The 23758-nt window shown below is 51.8% G+C and carries 21 protein-coding genes; 13 read left to right on the top strand and 8 right to left on the bottom strand.

Features of this window, described 5'->3' with window-relative positions; genetic code table 11:
* A partial coding sequence (locus D9738_RS25285; RefSeq protein WP_033560790.1) for a hypothetical protein occupies positions 1 to 90 on the top strand: 90 nt, incomplete at its 5' end.
* A gap of 22 nt (positions 91 to 112) precedes the next feature.
* On the opposite strand, the gene D9738_RS21955 is transcribed toward D9738_RS25285, so the two are convergent.
* Entirely contained in the window at positions 113 to 1249 is a 1137-nt protein-coding gene (locus D9738_RS21955; protein WP_000364939.1) for an HlyD family secretion protein, read from the bottom strand.
* A 2-nt stretch (positions 1250 to 1251) separates the two neighbouring features.
* Entirely contained in the window at positions 1252 to 1614 is a 363-nt protein-coding gene (locus D9738_RS21950) for a DUF3302 domain-containing protein (protein WP_130206666.1), read from the bottom strand.
* Between the two features lie 535 nt (positions 1615 to 2149).
* On the opposite strand from D9738_RS21950, the gene mtlA reads away from it, so the two are divergent.
* The 3 genes from mtlA to mtlR all read left to right on the top strand — a co-directional run bounded on the left by mtlA (position 2150) and on the right by mtlR (position 6025).
* Positions 2150 to 4063, top strand: coding sequence for a PTS mannitol transporter subunit IICBA (gene mtlA, locus D9738_RS21945; protein WP_130261182.1), 1914 nt, complete (start codon positions 2150 to 2152; stop codon positions 4061 to 4063).
* 229 nt (positions 4064 to 4292) lie between these two features.
* Positions 4293 to 5438, top strand: coding sequence for a mannitol-1-phosphate 5-dehydrogenase (mtlD, locus tag D9738_RS21940; protein WP_130206670.1), 1146 nt, complete (start codon positions 4293 to 4295; stop codon positions 5436 to 5438).
* Entirely contained in the window at positions 5438 to 6025 is a 588-nt protein-coding gene (gene mtlR, locus D9738_RS21935) for a mannitol operon repressor MtlR (RefSeq protein ID WP_130206672.1), read from the top strand. Before mtlD ends, mtlR begins: the two co-directional genes overlap by 1 nt.
* 4 nt (positions 6026 to 6029) lie before the next feature.
* Here mtlR and yibT read toward each other — a convergent pair whose 3' ends face one another.
* Complete coding sequence (gene yibT, locus D9738_RS21930) at positions 6030 to 6239, bottom strand: protein YibT (RefSeq protein WP_130206674.1); 210 nt, start codon at positions 6237 to 6239, stop codon at positions 6030 to 6032.
* A 279-nt stretch (positions 6240 to 6518) separates the two neighbouring features.
* On the opposite strand from yibT, the gene D9738_RS21925 reads away from it, so the two are divergent.
* The 7 genes from D9738_RS21925 to trmL all read left to right on the top strand — a co-directional run bounded on the left by D9738_RS21925 (position 6519) and on the right by trmL (position 17346).
* Positions 6519 to 6881 carry a YibL family ribosome-associated protein gene (locus tag D9738_RS21925; RefSeq protein WP_000665676.1) on the top strand — a complete coding sequence of 121 codons (363 nt, stop codon included), beginning with the start codon at positions 6519 to 6521 and terminating at the stop codon, positions 6879 to 6881.
* 535 nt (positions 6882 to 7416) lie between these two features.
* Positions 7417 to 8100, top strand: a complete 684-nt coding sequence (locus D9738_RS21920; protein WP_130206676.1) for a DUF3251 domain-containing protein — start codon at positions 7417 to 7419, stop codon at positions 8098 to 8100.
* 43 nt (positions 8101 to 8143) lie between these two features.
* On the top strand, positions 8144 to 12682 hold the full coding sequence (locus D9738_RS21915) for a YadA-like family protein (protein ID WP_130261181.1): 4539 nt from the start codon (positions 8144 to 8146) through the stop codon (positions 12680 to 12682).
* Positions 12683 to 13086: 404 nt separating this feature from the next.
* Entirely contained in the window at positions 13087 to 14742 is a 1656-nt protein-coding gene (lldP, locus tag D9738_RS21910) for an L-lactate permease (protein WP_130261180.1), read from the top strand.
* On the top strand, positions 14742 to 15518 hold the full coding sequence (gene lldR / locus D9738_RS21905) for a transcriptional regulator LldR (RefSeq protein ID WP_130261179.1): 777 nt from the start codon (positions 14742 to 14744) through the stop codon (positions 15516 to 15518). Before lldP ends, lldR begins: the two co-directional genes overlap by 1 nt.
* Positions 15515 to 16705: a quinone-dependent L-lactate dehydrogenase gene (lldD, locus tag D9738_RS21900; RefSeq protein WP_130206682.1), complete on the top strand. Its 1191-nt coding sequence runs from the start codon at positions 15515 to 15517 to the stop codon at positions 16703 to 16705. The genes lldR and lldD overlap by 4 nt, the downstream gene beginning before the upstream one ends.
* A 167-nt stretch (positions 16706 to 16872) precedes the next feature.
* Positions 16873 to 17346, top strand: a complete 474-nt coding sequence (gene trmL / locus D9738_RS21895; RefSeq protein ID WP_000932351.1) for a tRNA (uridine(34)/cytosine(34)/5-carboxymethylaminomethyluridine(34)-2'-O)-methyltransferase TrmL — start codon at positions 16873 to 16875, stop codon at positions 17344 to 17346.
* 52 nt (positions 17347 to 17398) lie between these two features.
* On the opposite strand, the gene cysE is transcribed toward trmL, so the two are convergent.
* From cysE to D9738_RS21870, 5 genes are all read right to left on the bottom strand, one after another.
* Positions 17399 to 18220, bottom strand: coding sequence for a serine O-acetyltransferase (gene cysE / locus D9738_RS21890; RefSeq protein ID WP_001277565.1), 822 nt, complete (start codon positions 18218 to 18220; stop codon positions 17399 to 17401).
* A gap of 79 nt (positions 18221 to 18299) precedes the next feature.
* Positions 18300 to 19319 carry an NAD(P)H-dependent glycerol-3-phosphate dehydrogenase gene (gene gpsA / locus D9738_RS21885; protein WP_105289412.1) on the bottom strand — a complete coding sequence of 340 codons (1020 nt, stop codon included), beginning with the start codon at positions 19317 to 19319 and terminating at the stop codon, positions 18300 to 18302.
* A complete protein-coding gene (secB, locus tag D9738_RS21880; protein ID WP_130206686.1) occupies positions 19319 to 19786 on the bottom strand; it encodes a protein-export chaperone SecB in 468 nt (155 codons plus the stop codon). The genes gpsA and secB overlap by 1 nt, the downstream gene beginning before the upstream one ends.
* A gap of 62 nt (positions 19787 to 19848) precedes the next feature.
* Positions 19849 to 20100, bottom strand: a complete 252-nt coding sequence (gene grxC / locus D9738_RS21875) for a glutaredoxin 3 (RefSeq protein WP_000024392.1) — start codon at positions 20098 to 20100, stop codon at positions 19849 to 19851.
* Between the two features lie 141 nt (positions 20101 to 20241).
* Positions 20242 to 20673 carry a rhodanese-like domain-containing protein gene (locus D9738_RS21870; protein WP_130261178.1) on the bottom strand — a complete coding sequence of 144 codons (432 nt, stop codon included), beginning with the start codon at positions 20671 to 20673 and terminating at the stop codon, positions 20242 to 20244.
* A 245-nt stretch (positions 20674 to 20918) separates the two neighbouring features.
* Between D9738_RS21870 and gpmM the strand changes: the two genes are divergently transcribed.
* Both gpmM and envC read left to right on the top strand, forming a co-directional pair.
* On the top strand, positions 20919 to 22463 hold the full coding sequence (gene gpmM, locus D9738_RS21860) for a 2,3-bisphosphoglycerate-independent phosphoglycerate mutase (protein ID WP_130261177.1): 1545 nt from the start codon (positions 20919 to 20921) through the stop codon (positions 22461 to 22463).
* A gap of 33 nt (positions 22464 to 22496) precedes the next feature.
* Positions 22497 to 23756, top strand: coding sequence for a murein hydrolase activator EnvC (gene envC / locus D9738_RS21855; RefSeq protein ID WP_001626259.1), 1260 nt, complete (start codon positions 22497 to 22499; stop codon positions 23754 to 23756).
* Positions 23757 to 23758 lie beyond the last annotated feature (2 nt).

Below are 23758 nucleotides of genomic sequence, written 5' to 3'. Positions count from 1 at the left end.
TTCAAGGCAGGGTTAAGACGTAAAATGCGAAAAGCAGCTATGGACAGAAACTATCTGGCGTCAGTCCTTGCGGGGAGCGGACTTTCGTAATCTTGCCCTGCCCCCTCCCCCCTCAATGATCCAAATAAAGATAATGCATCCAACTGGTCATTCTTAGCAGTACCTTCCGCATCACCGAAACATGGCTGAAATGGTCGGAGTAAACTGCCACCTGGGCGTAGATGCCGTCGGGTAAGGCATCGATATCATCGTTAGGGTCCAGTTCAATGGTTCCCAGCACACCGTCTGTGCCGGGCACGACCGTTAATGATTGCAGTACCCCCTGCGCCTGATACGAGCCGCCAGGCACGACAGGTAAAATACTGGTCAGTTTGCCGTGGAACACCTGCCCAGGCAGCGCGTTAAACACCACTTCCGCATCATCGCCGGGTTTCAGACGTAACAGCGAGTTTTGCCGAAATTGGGCGACAATTTGCCGTTTTTGCTCAGGGATGAAAACCATAACCGGACGCAGCGGCAAGGCAGCTGCGTATGTACCTGGGCGGATCAGTACCTGAGTAACGTAGCCATTGCTTGGCGCGCGAATGACGGTCTGCTCAAGGTTATATTTTGCTTCAGTAAGTTGCGCTCTTAAGCTCACAATCTGCGATTGCTCACCGTTGACCATGCTGTCGAGCTGGCTCTGGATCTGCGCCTGCTCCGCCACCGAGCCTTTCACTAACGCATCCTGCGCGAGGAAATTTTGCCGCGCATCGTCGATGTCACGTTCCGAGAACGGATTCACCGCCGCCTGGCTACCTTTCAGGTAGCGTTGATAATTTTTAAACAGCCGATCGCGCTCCGCTGAAACCTGAGTGGTGTTAGCCTGCGCTTCAGTGAGCTGCGCCCGCAGCGTTTTGATGTTATGCGTCGCCGTCATCAGATCAGCCTGAAGTCTGTCTACTCGCGCCTGGTAACGTACCGGGTCGAGCTTAAAAAGCACCTCGCCCTTCTGAATAAGCTGATTATTTTTATCGGTGACTTCAGTCACGATCCCCGTCACCTGTGGCGTGATAGGGATAGCTATCACCGCCTTTTGCGCCGTAAAAGTGTAGGGATGGTTATAATTCATCAGTAAAATCAAACCACTCACCAAAAACACACCGCCGAGCGCCGCCGTCGCCAGCGTCCACTGATTCACCGGAATGCGGAAGATTTTAAATACTGCCCACGCCAGCGCCACGTAAGTTAAGACAATCAACAGATCCATGATTAGATCTCCGGAAACGTGGAGTAGTCAGGTTTTTTCTCGGCGGCGAGTTGATGTTCCAGCCGGGAGATACGGTCAGAAAGCGCAGCGATGTCCGGGTCAGGCGCCCTCTCTTGCGGCGTAATATGCGACTGCATCCCCCAGCCGCGTTCCGGTTGGTAAAGCGTGGCCCAGATCCACAGGAACGGCCAGATAATGTGGAGCGTAAACAAGCTGACCCACCCTGCGGTATGAATGGCATCGGCATGAGGATGGTTGCGCTTTTTGGCAATCAGATAGGGGATGTCATGTATCGCGATGATTCCATAAAAAATCACCAGAAAGACGAAGATCAGCACTCCCAACGCGAAATAGTTTAGAAACATAGCTGCCTCGAATTCACGCTTATCAGAGTTGTTATGGGCTGGCAGCCAGATACGCGTCGGGCTGATTATTTGACAATAATCCGGGTTTGCGATTCTCGCCATCACACCGAAGAATAATTTTAAGAAGCGATGAGTTGCTTAGTTACATAACGATTTTATGACTAAGGCATAACATGCTGTAGATCACATCAGGTGAACGCCGTGAGAAAATATCTTGTGATTTAGATCACAAAGATTCAACAAACCGTCAAAACAAAAATGTGACGTTACTCACATTTAAATGCCATTTTTAGCGAAAATCGCCGTCTTGTTGCTTTTTTACACAAGAGTTTTGTGATGAACATCACGTCAATTACCTCTCTACCCCCTATATTTATGTGATTGACATCACACAAAAGGCTATCAACTGGACAGTTAACCGATTCAGTGCCAGATTTCGCAGTATCTACAAGGTCCGGCTACCTCTGCCGCCACATTAACAAAAAACCTCGGGCTTCCAGCCTGCGCGACAGCAAACATAAGAAGGGGTGTTTTTATGTCATCCGATATTAAGATCAAAGTGCAAAGCTTTGGTCGTTTCCTCAGCAACATGGTGATGCCGAATATCGGCGCGTTTATCGCGTGGGGTATCATCACCGCGTTATTTATTCCAACAGGGTGGTTACCGAACGAAACGCTGGCGAAGCTGGTCGGGCCGATGATCACCTATCTCCTGCCGCTGCTGATCGGTTATACCGGTGGTAAGCTGGTAGGCGGCGAACGTGGCGGCGTAGTCGGTGCCATCACCACCATGGGCGTTATCGTCGGCGCAGATATGCCGATGTTCCTCGGTTCTATGATTGCAGGTCCGCTGGGTGGCTGGTGCATTAAGCATTTCGACCGCTGGGTAGACGGTAAAATCAAATCCGGTTTTGAGATGCTGGTGAACAACTTCTCTGCCGGTATCATGGGGATGATCCTCGCTATTCTGGCATTCATGGGGATCGGTCCGCTGGTTGAAGCCCTGTCCAAAATGCTGGCTGCGGGCGTTAACTTCATGGTTGTCCATGACATGCTGCCGCTGGCGTCCATCTTTGTTGAGCCAGCGAAAATCCTGTTCCTCAACAACGCCATTAACCACGGTATCTTCTCGCCGCTGGGTATTCAGCAGTCCCATGAACTGGGTAAATCCATCTTCTTCCTGATTGAAGCTAACCCGGGTCCGGGTATGGGTGTTCTGCTGGCGTACATGTTCTTTGGTCGTGGTAGCGCTAAACAGTCTGCGGGCGGTGCGGCAATCATCCACTTCCTGGGTGGTATCCACGAAATTTACTTCCCGTATGTGTTGATGAATCCGCGTCTGATTCTGGCCGTTATCCTCGGCGGTATGACTGGCGTGTTCACGCTGACTATTCTGGGCGGTGGTTTGGTTTCTCCGGCATCTCCGGGTTCTATCCTCGCGGTACTGGCGATGACGCCAAAAGGTGCTTATTTCGCTAACATCGCAGGTGTGTGTGCGGCGATGGCTGTGTCCTTCGTTGTCTCTGCTATTTTGCTGAAAACCAGCAAAGTAAAAGAAGAAGATGATATTGAAGCTGCAGCACGTCGCGTTCAGGAAATGAAAGCTGAGTCTAAAGGCGCGTCTCCGCTGTCTGCTGGCGATGTGACTAACGACCTGAGCCACGTACGTAAAATCATCGTTGCCTGTGACGCCGGTATGGGTTCCAGTGCGATGGGCGCAGGTGTGCTGCGGAAGAAAATTCAGGATGCGGGTCTGTCGCAGATTTCAGTTACCAACAGCGCGATCAACAACCTACCGCCGGATGTGGACCTGGTCATCACTCACCGTGATCTGACCGAACGCGCTATGCGCCAGGTTCCGCAGGCACAACATATTTCGCTGACTAACTTCCTCGATAGCGGCCTGTACACCAGCCTGACTGAACGTCTGGTTGCTGCCCAGCGTCATACTGAAAACGAAGTGAAAGTAAAAGACAGCCTGAAAGACAGCTTTGACGATTCTAATGCCAACCTGTTCAAGCTCGGCGCGGAAAACATCTTCCTCGGTCGCAAAGCGGCCACCAAAGAAGAAGCGATTCGTTTTGCTGGCGAGCAGCTGGTGAAAGGCGGTTATGTTGAGCCGGAATACGTACAGGCGATGCTGGACCGTGAAAAACTGACCCCGACTTACCTGGGTGAGTCTATCGCCGTGCCGCACGGTACGGTTGAAGCGAAAGATCGCGTGCTGAAAACGGGCGTCGTGTTCTGCCAGTACCCGGAAGGCGTGCGCTTCGGTGAAGAAGAAGATGACATTGCCCGTCTGGTGATTGGTATTGCAGCCCGTAACAACGAGCACATTCAGGTTATCACCAGCCTGACCAACGCCCTGGATGATGAGTCCGTCATCGAGCGTCTGGCACACACTACCAGCGTGGATGAAGTGCTGGAACTGCTGACAGGTCGTAAGTAATCCAATCCCACCCTCTCCACATGGAGAAGGTGGGGCTGATTGCCTGATGCGCTTCGCTTATCAGGCCTACAAAACAAAGCGCAGTTTGTTGAATTTGCACGTTCTTGTAGGCCGGATAAGGCGTTTACGCCGCATCCGGCGCTGCCCCTCTCCTCACGGAGAGGGTTTGGGTGAGGGAAATGCCTCACCCCAGCCCTCTCGGGTAAAAACATTGATGAAGGTTAATACTATGAAAGCATTACATTTTGGCGCAGGTAATATCGGTCGTGGCTTTATCGGTAAACTGCTGGCGGACGCGGGTATCCAACTGACGTTTGCCGATGTAAATCAGGTGGTGCTTGATGCCCTGAATGCCCGTCATAGCTATCAGGTTCATGTGGTCGGCGAAACCGAGCAGGTGGATACCGTTTCCGGTGTAAATGCCGTCAGCAGCATTGGTGATGATGTTGTTGATCTGATTGCTCAGGTTGATTTAGTCACTACCGCCGTTGGCCCGGTCGTGCTGGAACGTATAGCTCCTGCCATCGCTAAAGGGCTGGTGAAACGTAAAGAACAAGGTAATGAATCCCCGCTGAACATCATCGCCTGTGAAAACATGGTACGCGGAACCACGCAACTGAAAGGCCATGTGATGAACGCCCTGCCGGAAGATGCCAAAGCGTGGGTAGAAGAGCATGTTGGCTTTGTCGATTCCGCCGTTGACCGCATCGTACCGCCTTCCGCTTCTGCAACTAACGATCCGCTGGAAGTCACTGTAGAAACCTTCAGCGAATGGATTGTCGATAAAACCCAGTTCAAAGGCACACTGCCGAACATCCCAGGTATGGAATTAACAGACAACCTGATGGCATTTGTCGAGCGTAAACTCTTCACCCTGAACACAGGTCATGCTATAACCGCGTACCTCGGAAAACTGGCGGGCCATCAGACCATTCGTGATGCAATTCTCGACGAGAAAATCCGTGCAGTGGTAAAAGGTGCGATGGAAGAAAGCGGCGCTGTACTGATCAAGCGCTATGGCTTTGATGCTGACAAACATGCAGCATACATCCAGAAAATCCTCGGTCGTTTTGAAAATCCGTATCTGAAGGATGATGTGGAGCGTGTAGGGCGTCAGCCGCTGCGTAAACTGAGCGCTGGCGATCGTTTGGTAAAACCGCTGTTGGGTACGCTGGAGTACGGTTTGCCGCACAAAAACCTGATTGAAGGTATCGCCGCCGCGATGCATTTCCGTAGTGAAGATGATCCGCAGGCGCAGGAACTGGCGGCACTGATTACCGAGAAAGGCCCGCAGGAAGCGCTGGCGCAAATTTCCGGGCTTGATGCTAACAGCGAGGTAGTCGCCGAAGCAGTCACGGCTTATAACGCAAAATAATGGTAGACCAGGCGCAGAAAACCCTGCGCCTGAACAACAGATTGTCAGATATGCAGGCAACAATGGAACAAACCCAGGCCTTTGAAAACCGTGTGCTTGAGCGTCTGAATGCTGGCAAAACCGTGCGAAGCTTTTTGATCACCGCCGTTGATCTCCTGACCGAGGCGGTGAATCTTCTGGTGCTTCAGGTATTCCGCAAAGACGATTACGCGGTGAAGTATGCTGTAGAACCGTTACTCGACGGCGATGGTCCGCTGGGCGACCTTTCCGTGCGCTTAAAGCTGATTTATGGGCTTGGCGTGATTAGCCGCAACGAATATGAAGATGCGGAACTCTTGATGGCGCTGCGTGAAGAGCTGAATCACGACGGTAACGAGTATGCCTTTACCGATGATGAAATTATTGGGCCATTTGGCGAGCTGCACTGCGTGGCGGCGATCCCACCGCCGCCACAATTTGAACCAACGGATTCCAGTTTGTATGCGATGCAAATTCAGCGTTACCAACAAGCTGTGCGTTCAACAATGGTCCTTTCACTGACAGAGCTGATTTCCAAAATCAGCTTAAAAAAAGCCTTTCAAAAGTAAGCGATTACTGCTTCTCAACCTGCTTCGGCCGATAAAGCCGACGATAATACTCCAGACGTTGCAGATATAACGGCACGCTATCCTCAGGTATACCGGACGGAATAGCGTCGCGGGGAGGAAGCTTTTTCAGATACTCCCGGAACGCCTGGCTTGATGCCATAAAATCTACGGCTTTGTCGATCAGATGCGGAACGTTTTCACCTAATTTGCCCATGATAATATCTCCGTATTACCCCGCGCCGGGAATGCGCGGCCGCCAATTTTAGTTTAGGATCCAGGTCAAGATGGCATTAAGGAAAACGTGCTTATTCCTCAATGTTCACCCTCACTGGTTATCTTTTTCTTTTAATTTTACTACAAATCAAAATGTTACATGGTTTTTGAGCATGTAACTGGTTGCAAGGAAGAACTATTACAATGTCATCAGTTGTGAACAAAGTGCCTGGTCGCGCATACTAGGGACTATAAATTTATCTTTATCAGAAGCCATCAAATGAAAGAAGTCGAAAAAAACGAAATCAAACGTCTCAGCGATCGCCTGGACGCCATCCGCCATCAGCAAGCCGATCTGTCACTGGTTGAAGCCGCAGACAAATATGCCGAGCTGGAAAAAGAGAAAGCCACGCTGGAAGCTGAAATTGCGCGTCTGCGCGAAGTTCATAGCCAGAAACTCAGTAAAGAAGCGCAAAAGCTGATGAAGATGCCATTCCAGCGTGCGATTACGAAAAAAGAGCAAGCTGATATGGGCAAGCTGAAGAAGAGCGTTCGCGGGCTGGTCGTTGTGCACCCGATGACCGCACTGGGCCGTGAAATGGGCCTGGAAGAGATGACCGGGTTCTCAAAGACTGCCTTCTGATCAATGTAATCACCGCTTCCTCTATTTTTACTCGCTCCTGCTGACACATGCAGGAGCTGGTTTCAGATACCGAATATCGTTAACATTCTTAACATCGCATGTTCAATGTTGCCCGCTCGCTTGCCTCATTGTCACAGGCTAAATTCTGAAAATATTCTGCGTAATAAAAGCACTATATATAAATATTAAATATGATTATTCGTGTATTAATGCTTAATTATTTATATTTTCCAACCATCATCACATTTATTTTATCAAAACATCCACCATACAAATATTAACTTCTTACCTTCCTCGCTTTTACTCCATTAAACATTTGACATTGATTGACACCGATCATTAAACTTCGCGCGATTTACTCATTATCATCGACAAACTAAAACAATTTGACATTTAATAATACACTCTCAATGCCCATTAATTAAAAACTCTCTCATTCATTTTTATTGTGAATATAAAATATTAAATCATTCACACAAAAAATAACTATACCGTAGTTTCCAACGCATCAGGATTATGAAAAGGAATTCATCCCATGAGCATAAAAAAAGCACTATTAAACGTGTTAACGATATCGTCACTCTGTGCATTAACGGGGTGTGACTATATTGAAAAAGTAAACTCAATCGACGAGTTCACCAGGCAGCAAGCATTGCAACAAAGTCAAATAGACGCGCTAAAAAAACAGCAAGAACAATATAAAAGCAAAATTGAACTTTTTGAAAAACAACAAAATAGCATCATAAACAGTACCAAAACGCTTGCTGGCGTCGTGAAATCAGTCAAGGACAAGCAGAATGAGTTTGTCTTCACTGAATTTAACCCGACACAAACACAATACTTCATTTTAAATAACGGCTCAGTCGGTCTAGCAGGACGCATACTGTCTATTGACGCCGTAGAAAATGGCAGCGTTATTCGTATTTCACTGGTCAACTTATTAAGCGTTCCCGTATCCAATATTGGTTTTCATGCCACCTGGGGCAACGAAAAACCTGCCGATGCTAAAGACTTAGCAAAATGGCAGCAATTACTTTTCAGCACCTCAATGAACTCCTCGCTGAAATTATTACCAGGTCAATGGCAAGACATTAACCTGACGCTGAAAGGCGTATCTCCTAATAATCTTAAATACCTGAAGCTCGCCATCAATATGGCAAACCTTCAGTTCGACGACCTTCACTCTGCTGCATATCAGCAGCGAAAAAGCAAAAAATAAATGCAGCTTCTGCGCTTATATCAAGGAATAGAGAGCATCAATAATGAACAAAATATTTAAAGTTATCTGGAATCCGGCGACGGGCAGTTACAGCGTTGCCAGCGAAACGGCGAAGAGTCGTGGCAAGAAGAGCGGACGCAGTAAGCTGTTAATTTCTGCACTGGTTGCTGGTGGGCTGTTGTCGTCGTTTGGGGCGTTAGCAAATGCCGGTAATGATACTGGTGACAGTAACCACTACGACAGTGGTACTGGTTGGATTGCAATTGGTTATGGAGCTATCGCTAATTCATATACAAATACCAATGGTGCATCAGCAGCACTCGGTTATTATGCTAAAGCACTTGGACTGTGGAGCACAGCAATCGGCTCATACAGTCAATCGAATGGTGATTCCTCTCTGGCTTTGGGGGTAAAAGCAAAATCCGATGGCAACCGCTCTATTGCTATGGGAGCCTCATCCAATGCAACTGCAAATGCCGGCTTTGCTATATCTATGGGGGTATATGCCACTACCGATGCAGATAACGCTGTCGCTCTAGGCTATTACAGCAAAGCACTTGGCCTATCCAGTCTCGCATCAGGTTTTCACGCTGAGGCTAGAGGTGCCAAATCCATTGCAATGGGTGAATATAGCGTAGCAAACGGTGACGACGGCCTCGCATTCGGCAGACTATCCACCGCCAGCGCCGCAAACGCAATTTCTATGGGCGCTGAGAGCAAAGCCGCTGAAAATGCGACGGCCGTTGGTACCAAAGCGCAGGCAAATGGGCTTAATAGTATCGCGTTGGGCTTTGGGGGTATTGCAGATGCCGATAACACGATTGCTCTGGGTAATCAAAGCCAGGCCGTAGCTGCTGGTGCAATTGCCATCGGTCAGGGGAATAAAGCTGACGGCGTAAATGCTATCGCGCTGGGTAATGGTAGTACCACAGGCGGTGCAAATTCTATTGCTATTGGACAAGATAGTTATGCCGGTTTAGAAAATGGCATTGCAATTGGTGGTCAAGCCAGTGCTCAAGGGAAAAATTCCGTTGCTCTGGGCGCTGGTTCTGTAGCGACTGAAGAGAATTCCGTCTCTGTGGGGAACACAACAGTTCAGCGACAAATTGTCAATATGGCAGCAGGTAATATCAGCACTGACAGTACTGATGCTATCAATGGATCACAGCTTTATGCTATCAGTAAGTCAGTAGCGGACCATCTTGGTGGGGGAGCTACCGTCAATTCGCAAGGCGTCGTTACTTCCCCGAATTACAGACTGAAAAATGGTATTTATGGCAATGTTGGCGACGCCTTAGCGGATCTAAACAATAATACGATACAATGGGACTCCCTTAAAAAGGGATATAGTGCGGCACATGGTACAGATGCCACCAGCATCATCACCAACGTTAAAGCCGGCACTATTTCTGCTACCAGTACGGATGCGGTTAACGGTTCTCAGCTGAAAGCTACCAATGACGATGTCGAGGCCAATACCACCAATATCGCTACTAATACCAGCAACATTGCCACGAATACGGCAAGTATTGCAACCAACACCACCAACATCTCCAACCTGACGAATTCCGTTGGTGACCTTAAGGATGATGCCCTGCTGTGGAATGATGCTAAAAATGCATTCAGCGCCGCGCACGGCACCGATGCCACCAGCAAAATCACCAACGTACTGGCAGGCACTGTTTCTACCACCAGCACCGATGCCATTAACGGTTCACAACTTCAGAGTACGGCAAGCACCATTACGTCCTATTTGGGCGGTGGCGCAACAATGAGTGATACCGGCGTATTTACCGGCCCTAAATATAATATTGGCGGCAATGAATACACCAACGTTGGCGCAGCTCTTACTGCTCTGGATAATGACGCCCTGTTGTGGGATGCGACCGCTAATTCAAATGCTGGTGCATTTAGCGCCGCACACGGTACCGATGCCACCAGCAAAATCACCAACGTACTGGCTGGCACAGTTTCTTCCAACAGCTTCGATGCCATTAATGGTAGCCAGCTTTATGGTTTAGCTGATTCCTTCACGACTTATCTTGGCGGTGGTGCCGATATCAGCGATACGGGCGTATTAACCGGACCAACCTACACTATTGGTAATAATGCCTACACTAACGTCGGTGATGCTCTGGCAGCCATTAACTCGTCATTTACCGATTCGCTCGGTGATGCTCTGCTCTGGGATACTGCCGCCAAAAAATTCAGCGCCAAACACGGTGGTACCGACAGCGTCATTACTTACGTCGCAGATGGTGTAATTTCTGATACCAGCAGCGATGCCATTAACGGTTCGCAACTCTACGACACCAACAAGTACATTGCCGATGCGCTGGGTGGTGACGCAGAAGTTAACGCTGATGGCACCATCACTGCGCCGAGTTACACCATTGCGAATGCCGAGTACAACAACGTCGGTGATGCCCTGAACGCAATCGACACCACTCTCGATGATGCTCTGCTGTGGGATGCAACAGCAAATAACGGTCAAGGTGCATTTAGCGCCGGTCGCGGGATAGATAAAACGGCCAGCATTATTACTAATGTCGCAGACGGTGCAATTTCTGATACCAGCAGCGATGCCATTAACGGTTCGCAACTCTACGACACCAATAAGTACATTGCTGATGCCCTGGGTGGAGATGCAGAAGTCAACTCTGACGGTTCTATCACTGCGCCGACTTACACCATTGCAAATACCGATTACAACAACGTCGGTGAAGCTCTGGATGCGCTCGATGATAATGCCCTGTTGTGGGATGACGCTGCGGGTGCCTACAGCGCCAACCATGAAGGCAAAGCCAGTGTAATCACCAATGTGGCTGATGGTCTGATTGAAGCGGGCAGCACTGACGCCGTCAATGGTTCCCAACTGAATGCCGCTAACCTGCTGATCGAGCAAAATAGCCAAATCATCAATCAGCTTGCCGGAAATACTGACACGAAGTACATCGAAAACAACGGTGCGGGCATTAACTATGTGCGTACTAACGACAGCGGCTTAGCGTTCAACGACGCCAGCGCCTCTGGCATTGGTGCTACCGCAGTGGGTTATAACGCTGTTGCCTCTGGTGATAGCAGCGTAGCTATTGGTCAGGACAGCAGCAGCGAAGTTGATACGGGTATCGCACTGGGTAGCAGCTCTGTTTCCGACCGTGTGATTGTTAAAGGTTCTCGTAACACCAGCGTAACGGAAAATGGCGTAGAGATTGGCTACGACACCACTGACGGTGAATTACTCGGCGCATTGTCAATTGGTGATGACGGTAAATATCGTCAAATCATCAACGTAGCCGATGGTTCCGAAGCCCATGACGCCGTTACGGTTCGCCAGTTGCAGAATGCCATTGGTGCAGTCGCTACCACGCCGACCAAATACTTCCACGCTAACTCAACGGCTGAAGATTCACTGGCAGTCGGTGAAGACTCGCTGGCAATGGGTGCGAAAACTATCGTTAACGGTAATGCTGGCATTGGTATCGGCCTGAACACTCTGGTGCTGGCAGATGCGATCAACGGTATTGCTATCGGTAGCAACGCGCGTGCAAACCATGCCAACAGTATTGCGATGGGTAATGGTTCTCAGACTACCCGTGGTGCGCAGACTGGCTACACCGCCTATAACATGGACGCTCCGCAAAACTCTGTCGGTGAGTTCTCTGTCGGCAGTGAAGACGGTCAACGCCAGATCACCAACGTCGCAGCAGGTTCGGCTGATACTGATGCGGTTAACGTGGGTCAGTTGAAAGTAACAGACGCGCAGGTTTCCCAGAATACCCAGAGCATTACTAACCTGAACAATCAGGTCACTAATCTGGATACTCGCGTTACTAATATCGAAAACGGTATTGGCGACATCGTGACCACCGGTAGCACCAAGTACTTCAAGACCAATACCGATGGCGTCGATGCTAACGCGCAGGGTAAAGATAGCGTCGCAATTGGCTCTGGTTCCATTGCTGCCGCTGACAACAGCGTCGCACTGGGTACGGGTTCCGTGGCAAACGAGGAAAATACGATTTCCGTAGGTTCTTCCACTAATCAACGCCGTATTACTAACGTTGCCGCAGGTAAAAACGCGACTGACGCGGTTAACGTTGCGCAGTTGAAGTCTTCTGAAGCAGGCGGTGTGCGTTACGACACCAAAGCTGATGGTTCTATCGACTACAGCAACATCACCCTCGGTGGTGGCAACGGCGGTACGACTCGCATCAGCAACGTTTCCGCTGGCGTGAACAACAACGACGCGGTGAACTACGCGCAGTTGAAGCAAAGCGTGCAGGAAACGAAGCAATACACCGATCAGCGCATGGTTGAGATGGATAACAAACTGTCCAAAACTGAAAGCAAGCTGAGTGGTGGTATCGCTTCTGCAATGGCGATGACCGGCCTGCCGCAGGCTTACACTCCGGGTGCCAGCATGGCCTCTATTGGTGGCGGTACTTACAACGGTGAATCAGCTGTTGCTTTAGGTGTGTCGATGGTGAGCGCCAATGGTCGTTGGGTCTACAAATTACAAGGTAGTACCAATAGCCAGGGTGAATACTCCGCCGCACTCGGTGCCGGTATTCAGTGGTAATCATCCATTAACGAATGGGTAAACGCCAAATTGCCTGATGCGTTACGCGCATCAGGCCTACAGGGTGATTCTGCACATTCCTGTAGGCCGAATATTCCGGCAAGATAAGGCGCACCGGGTCAACAATCTAAGGGCAATTCTCTGATGAGGATTGCCCTTTTCTTTACCAGACATCTCCCTTCGCCAAAAAATTGGCCCTACCAATTCTTCGCTTATCTGACCTCTGGTTCACATTTTCCCAATTAAAACTCACATTAACGTTGCCAATAAATAACATTTAGTTAACCATTCATTGTCATTATCCCTACACAACAAAATTGGCAGTACCACTTTTACACAACGTGTGACACGGAGATGAGCAACAGACTCATTACACGATGTGCGTGGACTCCAGGAGACCTGCAATGAATCTCTGGCAACAAAACTATGATCCCGCCGGGAATATCTGGCTTTCCAGCCTGATAGCATCGCTTCCCATCCTGTTTTTCTTCTTTGCGCTGATTAAGCTCAAACTGAAAGGATACGTCGCCGCCACCTGGACGGTTGCCATCGCCCTGGCCGTGGCTTTGCTGTTCTATAAAATGCCGGTCGCCAACGCGCTGGCCTCGGTGGCTTATGGCTTCTTCTACGGTTTGTGGCCCATCGCGTGGATCATTATTGCGGCGGTGTTCGTCTATAAGATCTCGGTGAAAACCGGACAGTTTGACATTATCCGCTCGTCGATTCTTTCGATAACCCCAGACCAGCGTCTGCAAATGCTGATCGTCGGTTTCTGTTTCGGCGCATTTCTCGAAGGGGCTGCAGGCTTCGGCGCACCGGTGGCGATCACCGCCGCATTGCTGGTCGGCCTGGGCTTTAAACCTCTGTACGCCGCCGGACTGTGCCTGATTGTTAACACCGCGCCAGTGGCATTTGGTGCGATGGGTATTCCAATTCTGGTTGCCGGACAGGTAACGGGCATCGACAGCTTTGAGATCGGCCAGATGGTGGGTCGTCAGCTACCGTTTATGACCATTATCGTCCTGTTCTGGATCATGGCGATTATGGACGGCTGGCGCGGTATTAAAGAGACGTGGCCTGCGGTCGTGGTTGCAGGTGGTTCGTTTGCCATCGCACAGTATCTCAGCTCCAACTTCATTGGGCCGGAACTGCCGGACATTATCTCTTCGCTGGTATCGCTGCTCTGCCTGACACTGTTCCTCAAACGCTGGCAGCCAGTACGCGTTTTCCGCTTCGGCGATCTGGGTGCATCGCAGGTTGATATGACGCTGGCTCACACAGGTTACACGGCGGGTCAGGTGCTGCGTGCCTGGACACCGTTCCTGTTCCTGACCGCCACCGTAACACTTTGGAGTATCCCGCCATTTAAAGCTCTGTTCGCTTCGGGCGGCGCGCTGTATGAATGGGTGATCAACATTCCGGTACCGTATCTCGACAAACTGGTTGCACGTATGCCGCCGGTGGTCAGCGAGGCTACAGCCTACGCCGCCGTGTTTAAGTTTGACTGGTTCTCCGCCACTGGCACCGCCATTCTGTTTGCTGCGCTGCTCTCGGTTGTCTGGCTGAAGATGAAACCGTCTGACGCTCTCAGCACCTTCGGCAGCACGCTGAAAGAACTGGCGCTGCCCATCTACTCCATCGGTATGGTGCTGGCGTTCGCCTTTATCTCGAACTATTCCGGGCTGTCGTCAACACTGGCGCTGGCACTAGCGCACACCGGTCATGCATTCACCTTCTTCTCGCCGTTCCTCGGCTGGCTGGGGGTATTCCTGACCGGGTCGGATACGTCATCTAACGCTCTGTTTGCCGCTCTGCAAGCCACGGCCGCACAACAAATTGGCGTCTCTGACCTGTTGCTGGTTGCCGCCAATACCACCGGCGGTGTTACCGGGAAGATGATCTCCCCGCAATCCATCGCTATCGCCTGTGCGGCGGTAGGCCTGGTTGGCAAAGAGTCAGACCTGTTCCGCTTTACCGTCAAACACAGCCTGATATTCACCTGCATGGTCGGCGTGATCACCACGCTTCAGGCTTACGTCTTAACGTGGATGATTCCTTAATGATTGCTACACCCAGACGCCTGTCAGACGAGGTTGCCTCCCGTGTGCGGGCGCTGATTGATGAAAAACAGCTGGAGGCGGGCATGAAGTTGCCCGCTGAACGCCAACTGGCGATGCAACTCGGCGTGTCGCGTAATTCACTGCGCGAAGCGCTGGCAAAACTGGTGAGCGAAGGCGTACTTCTTAGTCGTCGCGGTGGTGGCACATTTGTGCGCTGGCGTCATGACGCGTGGTCGGAGCAAAACATCGTCCAGCCGCTGAAAACGCTGATGGCCGATGATCCGGATTACAGTTTCGATATTCTGGAAGCCCGCTACGCCATTGAAGCCAGCACCGCATGGCATGCAGCGATGCGCGCCACGCCTGGTGACAAAGAGAAAATTCAGCTTTGCTTTGAGGCAACGCTCAGCGAAGACCCGGACCTCGCCTCACAAGCGGACGTTCGTTTCCATCTGGCGATTGCCGAAGCCTCGCATAACATCGTGCTGCTACAAACCATGCGTGGTTTCTTTGATGTTCTGCAATCCTCGGTGATGCAAAGCCGTCAACGGATGTATCTCGTGCCGCCCGTTTTTTCACAACTGACCGAGCAGCATCAGGCAGTCATTGATGCCATTTTTGCCGGTGATGCCGACGGGGCGCGTAAAGCGATGATGGCGCATCTCAGTTTTGTCCACAGCACCATGAAAAGATTCGATGAAGATCAGGCGCGCCGTGCACGTATTACCCGCCTGCCCGGTGAGCATAATGAGCATTCGAGGGAGAAAAACGCATGATTATTTCTGCAGCCAGCGATTATCGCGCCGCAGCACAACGCATTCTGCCGCCGTTCCTGTTCCACTATATGGATGGCGGCGCATATTCTGAATATACCCTGCGTCGTAACATGGAAGATTTATCAGAAGTGGCGCTGCGCCAGCGCATTCTGAAAAACATGTCCGACTTAAGCCTGGAAACGACGCTGTTTAATGAGAAATTGTCGATGCCAGTAGCGCTGGCTCCTGTGGGCTTGTGCGGCATGTATGCGCGACGCGGCGAAGTTCAGGCCGCAAAAGCGGCGGATGCGCATGGCATTCCGTTTACTCTCTCAACGGTTTCCGTTTGCCCGATTGAGGAAGTCGCACCCGCCATCAAGCGCCCAATGTGGTTCCAGCTTTACGTACTGCGCGATCGCGGTTTTATGCGTAACGCACTGGAACGAGCAAAAGCCGCGGGGTGTTCGACGCTGGTTTTCACCGTGGATATGCCAACGCCGGGCGCACGCTACCGTGATGCGCATTCGGGTATGAGCGGCCCGAACGCCGCAATGCGCCGCTACTTGCAGGCGGTGACTCACCCACAATGGGCGTGGGATGTGGGCCTGAACGGTCGTCCACATGATTTAGGTAATATCTCGGCTTATCTCGGCAAACCGACCGGACTGGAAGATTACATCGGCTGGCTGGGGAATAACTTCGATCCGTCCATCTCCTGGAAAGACCTTGAGTGGATCCGCGATTTCTGGGATGGCCCGATGGTGATCAAAGGGATCCTCGACCCAGAAGATGCCCGTGATGCGGTACGTTTTGGCGCTGACGGGATTGTGGTTTCTAACCACGGCGGTCGTCAGTTAGATGGCGTGCTCTCTTCTGCCCGCGCACTGCCTGCCATTGCAGATGCAGTGAAAGGTGATATCGCCATTCTGGCAGATAGCGGCATTCGTAACGGGCTTGATGTCGTGCGTATGATTGCGCTCGGTGCCGATACCGTACTGCTGGGTCGTGCTTTCCTGTATGCGCTGGCAACAGCGGGCCAGGCGGGCGTGGCTAACCTGCTGAATCTGATTGAGAAAGAGATGAAAGTGGCGATGACGCTGACGGGCGCGAAATCGATCAGTGAAATTACGCAAGATTCGTTGGTGCAGGGGCTGGGTAAAGAGTTGCCTGCGGCGCTGGCCCCGATGGCGAAAGGGAATGCGGCATAGTCGTTTGAGCCCCCTAACCCTCTCCCTCAGGGAGCGGGGACCGAACGGCGTTGTTTGTGATTCCTCAGACTGAATTGCCTCTCTCGGATGCACAGTCCGGGGTGAGGGGAAAAGGCCGCACGGCTCACCAATTTTCTGCTATCCTGCCCCCGCACTAAGGGGGCAGTATGCTAAACATCGTACTTTACGAACCAGAAATTCCGCCAAATACTGGCAACATCATCCGTCTTTGCGCTAACACCGGCTTTCGTCTGCATATCATCGAACCAATGGGATTTGCCTGGGACGATAAGCGCCTACGCCGCGCAGGGCTGGACTACCACGAATTTACCGCCGTTACGCGTCATCATGACTACAGCGCGTTCCTCGAAGCAGAAAATCCCCAGCGCCTGTTTGCTCTCACTACAAAAGGTACGCCCGCACATAGCGCCGTAAGCTATCAGGATGGCGACTATCTGATGTTCGGCCCGGAAACACGCGGCCTGCCAGCGAGCATTCTTGATGCCCTGCCCGCTGAACAAAAAATTCGTATTCCAATGGTGCCGGACAGCCGCAGCATGAACCTGTCCAATGCCGTGTCGGTAGTGGTGTATGAAGCCTGGCGGCAGCTGGGGTATCCGGGAGCGGTGTTGAGAGATTAGTTACTGTATGCCGGATAGATGATTACATCGCATCCGGCACAATCACAGGACGTCAGATCCCATCCCCATACTCAAACGTATGGTTAATACCGTTGAAATGCTGATCCATATCCATTGATGGCTTATCGCTGTCTGGTTTACCGACAATGCGTGCCGGAACGCCAGCGGCAGTGGTATGCGGCGGCACCGGTTGCAGCACCACGGAACCTGCGCCAATCTTCGCGCCGCGCCCAACTTCAATATTGCCGAGAATTTTCGCGCCCGCGCCAATCATCACGCCTTCACGAATTTTCGGGTGACGGTCACCGCTGGTTTTCCCAGTACCGCCAAGGGTGACGGATTGCAGAATCGACACGTCGTTTTCAATCACCGCCGTTTCACCAACGACGATGCCCGTCGCGTGGTCGAGCATAATGCCACGGCCAATTTTTGCTGCCGGGTGAATATCAACCTGGAACGTCACAGAAACCTGGTTTTGCAGAAAAATAGCCAGTGCACGACGGCCCTGATTCCACAGCCAGTGACCGATGCGATAGGCCTGCAAGGCATGAAAACCTTTCAGGTATAACAATGGGGTTGAGTATTTATCGACTGCCGGGTCGCGGGTACGCACAGCCTGAATATCGCAGGCCGCAGAAGCGATCATTTCCGGGTCGGCGGCGTAGGCTTCTTCAACCACTTCGCGGATAGCAATGGCAGGCATGATTGGCGATGACAGCTTGTTCGCCAGCATGTAGCTCAGGGCACTGCCAAGGTTTTCGTGCTTGAGTAGCGTCGCGTGGTAAAAACTGGCCAGCATTGGCTCACAGTCCGCCAGCGTTCTGGCTTCAGCTTTAATATTGTTCCAGACAATTTCCAGTTCTTCACACGACATTGCTTACTCCACACGATGAGATAATGACCGGCCCGTTCTGCGCGGGCCGGGTCATAGCGGTAACAAAGGTTCCCTGGGTTTAGTGGCTGCTGCGCTCGTCCTTGCGTGCACGACCTAGTAAAGTCAATGCTGCCTCGCGCGCGTTTTTTCCGCAATATAATACTTGATAAATTTCCTCGGTTATTGGCATTTCAACGCCGAAGCGATGCGCCAACTCGCGGACTTCTTTCGTATTGCGGTAGCCTTCCACCACCTGACCAATCTTCTCCTGCGCGCTTTGTACATCCATGCCCTGACCGAGCATCATGCCAAAACGGCGGTTACGCGACTGGTTGTCGGTACAGGTAAGCACCAGATCGCCCAGCCCCGCCATGCCCATAAAGGTGGCAGGATCGGCACCCAGCGCCGCACCAAGACGCGACATTTCAGCCAGTCCACGGGTGATCAGCGCCGTACGCGCATTTGCGCCAAAACCGATACCGTCGGACATCCCCGCGCCAATGGCAATGACGTTTTTCACCGCGCCGCCAAGCTGCACGCCAATGAAATCCGGGTTGCTGTAAACGCGGAAACTTTTGCCACAGTGCAGCAACTGCTGGAGATCATCGGCGAAGGTCTGGTCGGTAGAGGCCAGCGAAATAGCCGTCGGTAAACCTGCCGCCAGTTCTTTCGCAAATGTTGGACCAGAGATAACCGCTAGCGGAATTTGATCGCCTAACGCCTCACGCGCCACGTCCTGTAACAGACGCCCGGTTTCCGCTTCCAGACCTTTAGTCGCCCACACCAGCCGCGCATCAGGACGCATCAGCGGTTTAATCTGGCGTAGCACTTCACCAAAGACATGGCTGGGTACGACGACGAGAATATTGCGGCTGGCTGCCAGCGCGGTGGCGAGATCGCTTTCAAGATGGAGCGTATCGGGAAAAGGCACATCGGGGAGAAACGCAGCGTTACAGCGGTCGCGTTCTAGCGTTGCGATATGTTGAGGGTCATGGCCCCAGAGGACAACCTCGTGGCCATTTCTTGCCAGGGTGATGGCAAGAGCGGTGCCGTACGAGCCGGCACCGATCACAGTCATTGAAGCATTACGTTGGTTCATCAGGCATCCTGATGTTCTTCAGTACCTTCGCCAGCCTGCTGCTGCAAATAGTTCATGAACAGCGCATCGAAGTTAACCGGCGCAAGGTTCAGTTGCGGGAATGTACCGCGGGATACCATGCTGGTGATGCATTCACGAGCATACGGGAACAGAATGTTCGGGCAGTATGCGCCCAGGCAATGTGCCAGCTGGGTGCCTTCAATACCCGCGATGGAGAAAATACCACCCTGCTGAACTTCACACAGGAACGCAGTTTCTTCGCCCAGAGATGCCGTTACGGTAACACGCAGTACCACTTCGTAAACGTCATCTGCCAGTTGAGAAGATGCCGTATCCAGATCAAGTTTAACTTCTGGCTGCCAATCTTTCTGGAAAACGTGCGGCGCGTTCGGCGCTTCGAAAGAAATATCCTTGGTATAAATACGTTGGATCTGGAAAGTCATTTCGGTGTTGTTTTGTTCTGACATGTGTAGAAAACCCTTAAGTGTTGTCCTTAAATACTGCGCAATGTAATGCCAACGTTCACACGTTATTTCAGCAGGGGATCCAGTCCACCACGTGCATCCAATGCATACAAGTCATCACAGCCGCCAATGTGCTGTGCGTCAATAAAAATCTGGGGAACCGTGGTGCGACCGCTGCGTTTGATCATCTCTTCACGCTTGGCGGCGTTGCCATCGATCGGCAGCTCCTGAAAACTCACGCCCTTGCTGCTCAGCAGTGCTTTTGCACGATGGCAATACGGGCAGGTTTCTTTGGTATAGATTTCAACATTGGCCATAACTTAGCTCCTGTTTTTTTACCCTGAAATTTCATGTTGCAGGGCGGCAGCAAAATGGAGTGTCCCCAGAAGCTTATAACAATAAGTCGCTGGGGGCATAATTGCAGCTAACGGCCTGCATCATGAAAGACGACAGGTAAATTATTTGCCGCGCACCAGAGGCAAGTTTTCGCCAGCCCAGCCAGCGACGCCTTCTTTCAGCACGAATACTTGCGCAAAACCAGCTTTCGTCAGCGCGCTTGCAGGCTCCTGGCACTGCATGCCAGAACCGTCTACCACGATAACCGGTTTGTCTTTGTGCTTCTCAAGCTCACCAACATTGTTGGCTTTGATTTCGCTCGGCAACAGATTGATAGAACCTGCGATATGGCCTTTACGGAAGTCATCACGCTGACGTAAATCCACAACCACAGCGTCTTCTTTGTTGATCAGACGCGTAGCTTCACCACGAGTAATCACCTTCACTTTCGAGGTCAGGCTCTTAAACGTAGTGACAAGAACCGCCACCAGTAACGCGATCCAGGCGATACTCAGTATGGGATGACGGCCAACAAATTGCATAATTTCTTGCATGGGGGGTAACAACTCCCGACGTAGTGATTAAAAAAACCAGGAAAGGAGTATACCTGCGCAGTGCGGCAAATACAGCCAGCGCGTTAACTGGAATGCAATTTTGCGGGGCGCTACGAAAAAAAAATCGCAAATCTGGCATCGGCTTGCCGCGAGCGGTCGTATATTTTGATCTTCAGAGGCTATTTTATCGATTCAGCTGTAGTAAAATTACGCAAATTTTGACTCTTGAGTATGAGGTTGTCGCAATGTTGGTTTCTAAAAAACCTATGGTACTGGTGATTCTGGATGGCTATGGCTATCGCGAAGAACAGCAGGATAACGCCATTTTTAGTGCTAAAACCCCGGTAATGGATGCACTGTGGGCCAATCGTCCGCATACCCTGATCGACGCTTCCGGTCTGGAAGTCGGTCTGCCTGACCGTCAGATGGGTAACTCCGAAGTAGGCCACGTTAACCTGGGTGCCGGCCGCATCGTGTATCAGGACCTGACTCGTCTGGACGTTGAAATCAAAGATCGCGCTTTCTTCGCTAACCCGGTACTGACTGGTGCGGTAGATAAAGCGAAAAACGCAGGCAAAGCAGTACACATTATGGGTCTGCTCTCCGCAGGCGGCGTACACAGCCACGAAGATCACATCATGGCGATGGTAGAACTGGCAGCTGAACGCGGTGCAGAAAAAATCTACCTGCACGCATTCCTTGACGGTCGCGACACTCCGCCGCGCAGTGCTGAATCTTCGCTGAAAAAATTCGAAGAGAAATTTGCCGCACTGGGCAAAGGTCGCGTAGCGTCCATCATTGGCCGTTACTACGCGATGGACCGCGACAACCGTTGGGATCGCGTTGAAAAAGCTTATAACCTGCTGACTCTGGCGCAGGGTGAATTCCAGGCCGATACCGCCGTTGCTGGTTTGCAGGCTGCTTATGCTCGCGACGAAAACGACGAGTTCGTGAAAGCGACCGTTATTCGTGCAGAAGGCCAGTCAGATGCAGCAATGGAAGACGGCGACGCGCTGATTTTCATGAACTTCCGTGCTGACCGTGCGCGTGAAATTACTCGTGCGTTCGTGAACGCTGATTTCGACGGCTTCGCGCGTAAGAAAGTGGTTAACGTCGATTTCGTGATGCTGACCGAATACGCTGCCGACATCAAAACCGCAGTGGCTTACCCACCGGCGTCTCTGGTTAACACCTTCGGCGAGTGGATGGCGAAAAACGACAAAACTCAGCTGCGTATTTCCGAAACTGAAAAATATGCTCACGTCACTTTCTTCTTTAACGGTGGTGTAGAAGAGTCGTTCAAAGGCGAAGACCGCATTCTGATCAACTCGCCGAAAGTCGCTACCTACGACCTGCAGCCGGAAATGAGCTCCGCAGAGCTGACCGAAAAACTGGTTGCGGCAATCAAGAGCGGCAAATACGACACCATTATCTGTAACTATCCGAACGGCGACATGGTAGGTCACACCGGAGTGATGGAAGCGGCGGTTAAAGCGGTAGAAGCGCTGGATCACTGTGTTGAAGAAGTGACAAAAGCCGTTGAGTCCGTGGGTGGACAACTGCTGATCACCGCTGACCACGGTAACGCTGAACAGATGCGCGATCCGGCAACGGGTCAGGCACACACAGCACACACCAACCTGCCAGTTCCGCTGATTTACGTTGGTGATAAGAACGTGAAAGCGGTTGAAGGCGGTAAGCTTTCTGACATCGCACCGACCATGTTGTCGCTGATGGGGATGGAAATCCCGCAAGAGATGACTGGTAAGCCGCTGTTCATCGTGGAATAATCCCTCCCCATGAGGGGAAAGGCGATTAATACCATGACACGGGCCACGAAACCGCGCAGGTTTGCAGTCAGGCCCATCATTTACGCCAGCGTTCTTAGCGCTGGCGTATTGTTGTGCACGTTTTCCGCCCACGCGGATGACCGCGACCAACTCAAGTCTATTCAGGCCGATATCGCCGCGAAAGAGCGCGCGGTACGCCAACAGCAGCAACAACGCTCAAGCCTGCTTGCTCAGCTGAAAAAGCAGGAAGAGGCGATCTCCGAAGCCACCCGCAAGCTGCGCGAAACGCAAAACACGCTCAATCAACTGAATAAACAGATTGATGAGATGAACGCGTCGATTGCCAAACTGGAGCAGCAAAAAGCCGCCCAGGAACGCAGCCTCGCCGCGCAACTGGATGCAGCGTTCCGTCAGGGTGAACATACCGGTATTCAGCTGATTCTCAGCGGTGAAGAAAGCCAGCGCGGTCAACGATTGCAGGCTTACTTCGGCTATCTCAACCAGGCGCGACAAGAAACCATCGCCCAGTTGAAGCAAACGCGTGAAGAAGTCGCCATGCAGCGTGCTGAACTGGAAGAGAAACAAAGCGAGCAACAAACGCTGTTATATGAGCAGCGCGCCCAACAGGCGAAACTGACTCAGGCGCTGAACGAGCGTAAAAAGACGCTGGCGGGGCTGGAATCTTCCATCCAGCAAGGTCAGCAGCAGCTAAGTGAACTGCGTGCCAACGAATCCCGTCTGCGTAACAGCATTGCCCGTGCAGAAGCGGCAGCGAAAGCGCGTGCTGAACGTGAAGCGCGCGAAGCCCAGGCGGTTCGCGACCGTCAGAAAGAAGCGACGCGTAAAGGCACCACCTACAAACCGACCGAAAGCGAAAAATCGCTAATGTCCCGTACTGGTGGTCTGGGCGCACCGCGCGGTCAGGCATTCTGGCCGGTTCGCGGGCCAACGCTGCATCGCTATGGCGAACAGCTACAAGGCGAACTGCGCTGGAAAGGGATGGTTATCGGTGCCTCTGAAGGTACTGAAGTTAAAGCGATTGCCGACGGTCGGGTGATTCTGGCTGACTGGCTGCAAGGCTACGGTCTGGTGGTGGTGGTTGAGCACGGTAAAGGCGACATGAGTCTTTACGGCTATAATCAGAGCGCACTGGTGAGCGTTGGTTCGCAGGTTCGCGCGGGCCAGCCAATTGCACTGGTGGGCAGCAGTGGTGGTCAGGGTCGGCCTTCACTCTATTTCGAAATTCGCCGCCAGGGTCAGGCGGTCAATCCACAGCCGTGGTTGGGAAGATAAGT

Origin of the sequence: Escherichia sp. E10V5 (genome assembly GCF_004212315.1) — a bacterium.
Taxonomy (GTDB): Bacteria; Pseudomonadota; Gammaproteobacteria; order Enterobacterales; family Enterobacteriaceae; genus Escherichia.
This window is presented reverse-complemented; position numbering and strand designations above follow the sequence as displayed.

What these genes read in the sequence shown, in the direction of transcription:
- mtlR (WP_130206672.1), top strand. Translation starts at nt 5,438, where the DNA reads ATGGTAGACCAGGCGCAGAAAACCCTGCGCCTGAACAACAGATTGTCA.
- D9738_RS21915 (WP_130261181.1), top strand. Translation starts at nt 8,144, where the DNA reads ATGAACAAAATATTTAAAGTTATCTGGAATCCGGCGACGGGCAGTTAC.
- lldD (WP_130206682.1), top strand. Translation starts at nt 15,515, where the DNA reads ATGATTATTTCTGCAGCCAGCGATTATCGCGCCGCAGCACAACGCATT.
- cysE (WP_001277565.1), bottom strand. Translation starts at nt 18,220, where the DNA reads ATGTCGTGTGAAGAACTGGAAATTGTCTGGAACAATATTAAAGCTGAA.
- D9738_RS21920 (WP_130206676.1), top strand. Translation starts at nt 7,417, where the DNA reads ATGAGCATAAAAAAAGCACTATTAAACGTGTTAACGATATCGTCACTC.
- mtlA (WP_130261182.1), top strand. Translation starts at nt 2,150, where the DNA reads ATGTCATCCGATATTAAGATCAAAGTGCAAAGCTTTGGTCGTTTCCTC.
- envC (WP_001626259.1), top strand. Translation starts at nt 22,497, where the DNA reads ATGACACGGGCCACGAAACCGCGCAGGTTTGCAGTCAGGCCCATCATT.
- D9738_RS21955 (WP_000364939.1), bottom strand. Translation starts at nt 1,249, where the DNA reads ATGGATCTGTTGATTGTCTTAACTTACGTGGCGCTGGCGTGGGCAGTA.
- yibT (WP_130206674.1), bottom strand. Translation starts at nt 6,239, where the DNA reads ATGGGCAAATTAGGTGAAAACGTTCCGCATCTGATCGACAAAGCCGTA.
- lldR (WP_130261179.1), top strand. Translation starts at nt 14,742, where the DNA reads ATGATTGCTACACCCAGACGCCTGTCAGACGAGGTTGCCTCCCGTGTG.
- trmL (WP_000932351.1), top strand. Translation starts at nt 16,873, where the DNA reads ATGCTAAACATCGTACTTTACGAACCAGAAATTCCGCCAAATACTGGC.
- mtlD (WP_130206670.1), top strand. Translation starts at nt 4,293, where the DNA reads ATGAAAGCATTACATTTTGGCGCAGGTAATATCGGTCGTGGCTTTATC.
- D9738_RS21925 (WP_000665676.1), top strand. Translation starts at nt 6,519, where the DNA reads ATGAAAGAAGTCGAAAAAAACGAAATCAAACGTCTCAGCGATCGCCTG.
- gpmM (WP_130261177.1), top strand. Translation starts at nt 20,919, where the DNA reads ATGTTGGTTTCTAAAAAACCTATGGTACTGGTGATTCTGGATGGCTAT.
- lldP (WP_130261180.1), top strand. Translation starts at nt 13,087, where the DNA reads ATGAATCTCTGGCAACAAAACTATGATCCCGCCGGGAATATCTGGCTT.
- gpsA (WP_105289412.1), bottom strand. Translation starts at nt 19,319, where the DNA reads ATGAACCAACGTAATGCTTCAATGACTGTGATCGGTGCCGGCTCGTAC.
- D9738_RS21870 (WP_130261178.1), bottom strand. Translation starts at nt 20,673, where the DNA reads ATGCAAGAAATTATGCAATTTGTTGGCCGTCATCCCATACTGAGTATC.
- D9738_RS21950 (WP_130206666.1), bottom strand. Translation starts at nt 1,614, where the DNA reads ATGTTTCTAAACTATTTCGCGTTGGGAGTGCTGATCTTCGTCTTTCTG.
- secB (WP_130206686.1), bottom strand. Translation starts at nt 19,786, where the DNA reads ATGTCAGAACAAAACAACACCGAAATGACTTTCCAGATCCAACGTATT.
- grxC (WP_000024392.1), bottom strand. Translation starts at nt 20,100, where the DNA reads ATGGCCAATGTTGAAATCTATACCAAAGAAACCTGCCCGTATTGCCAT.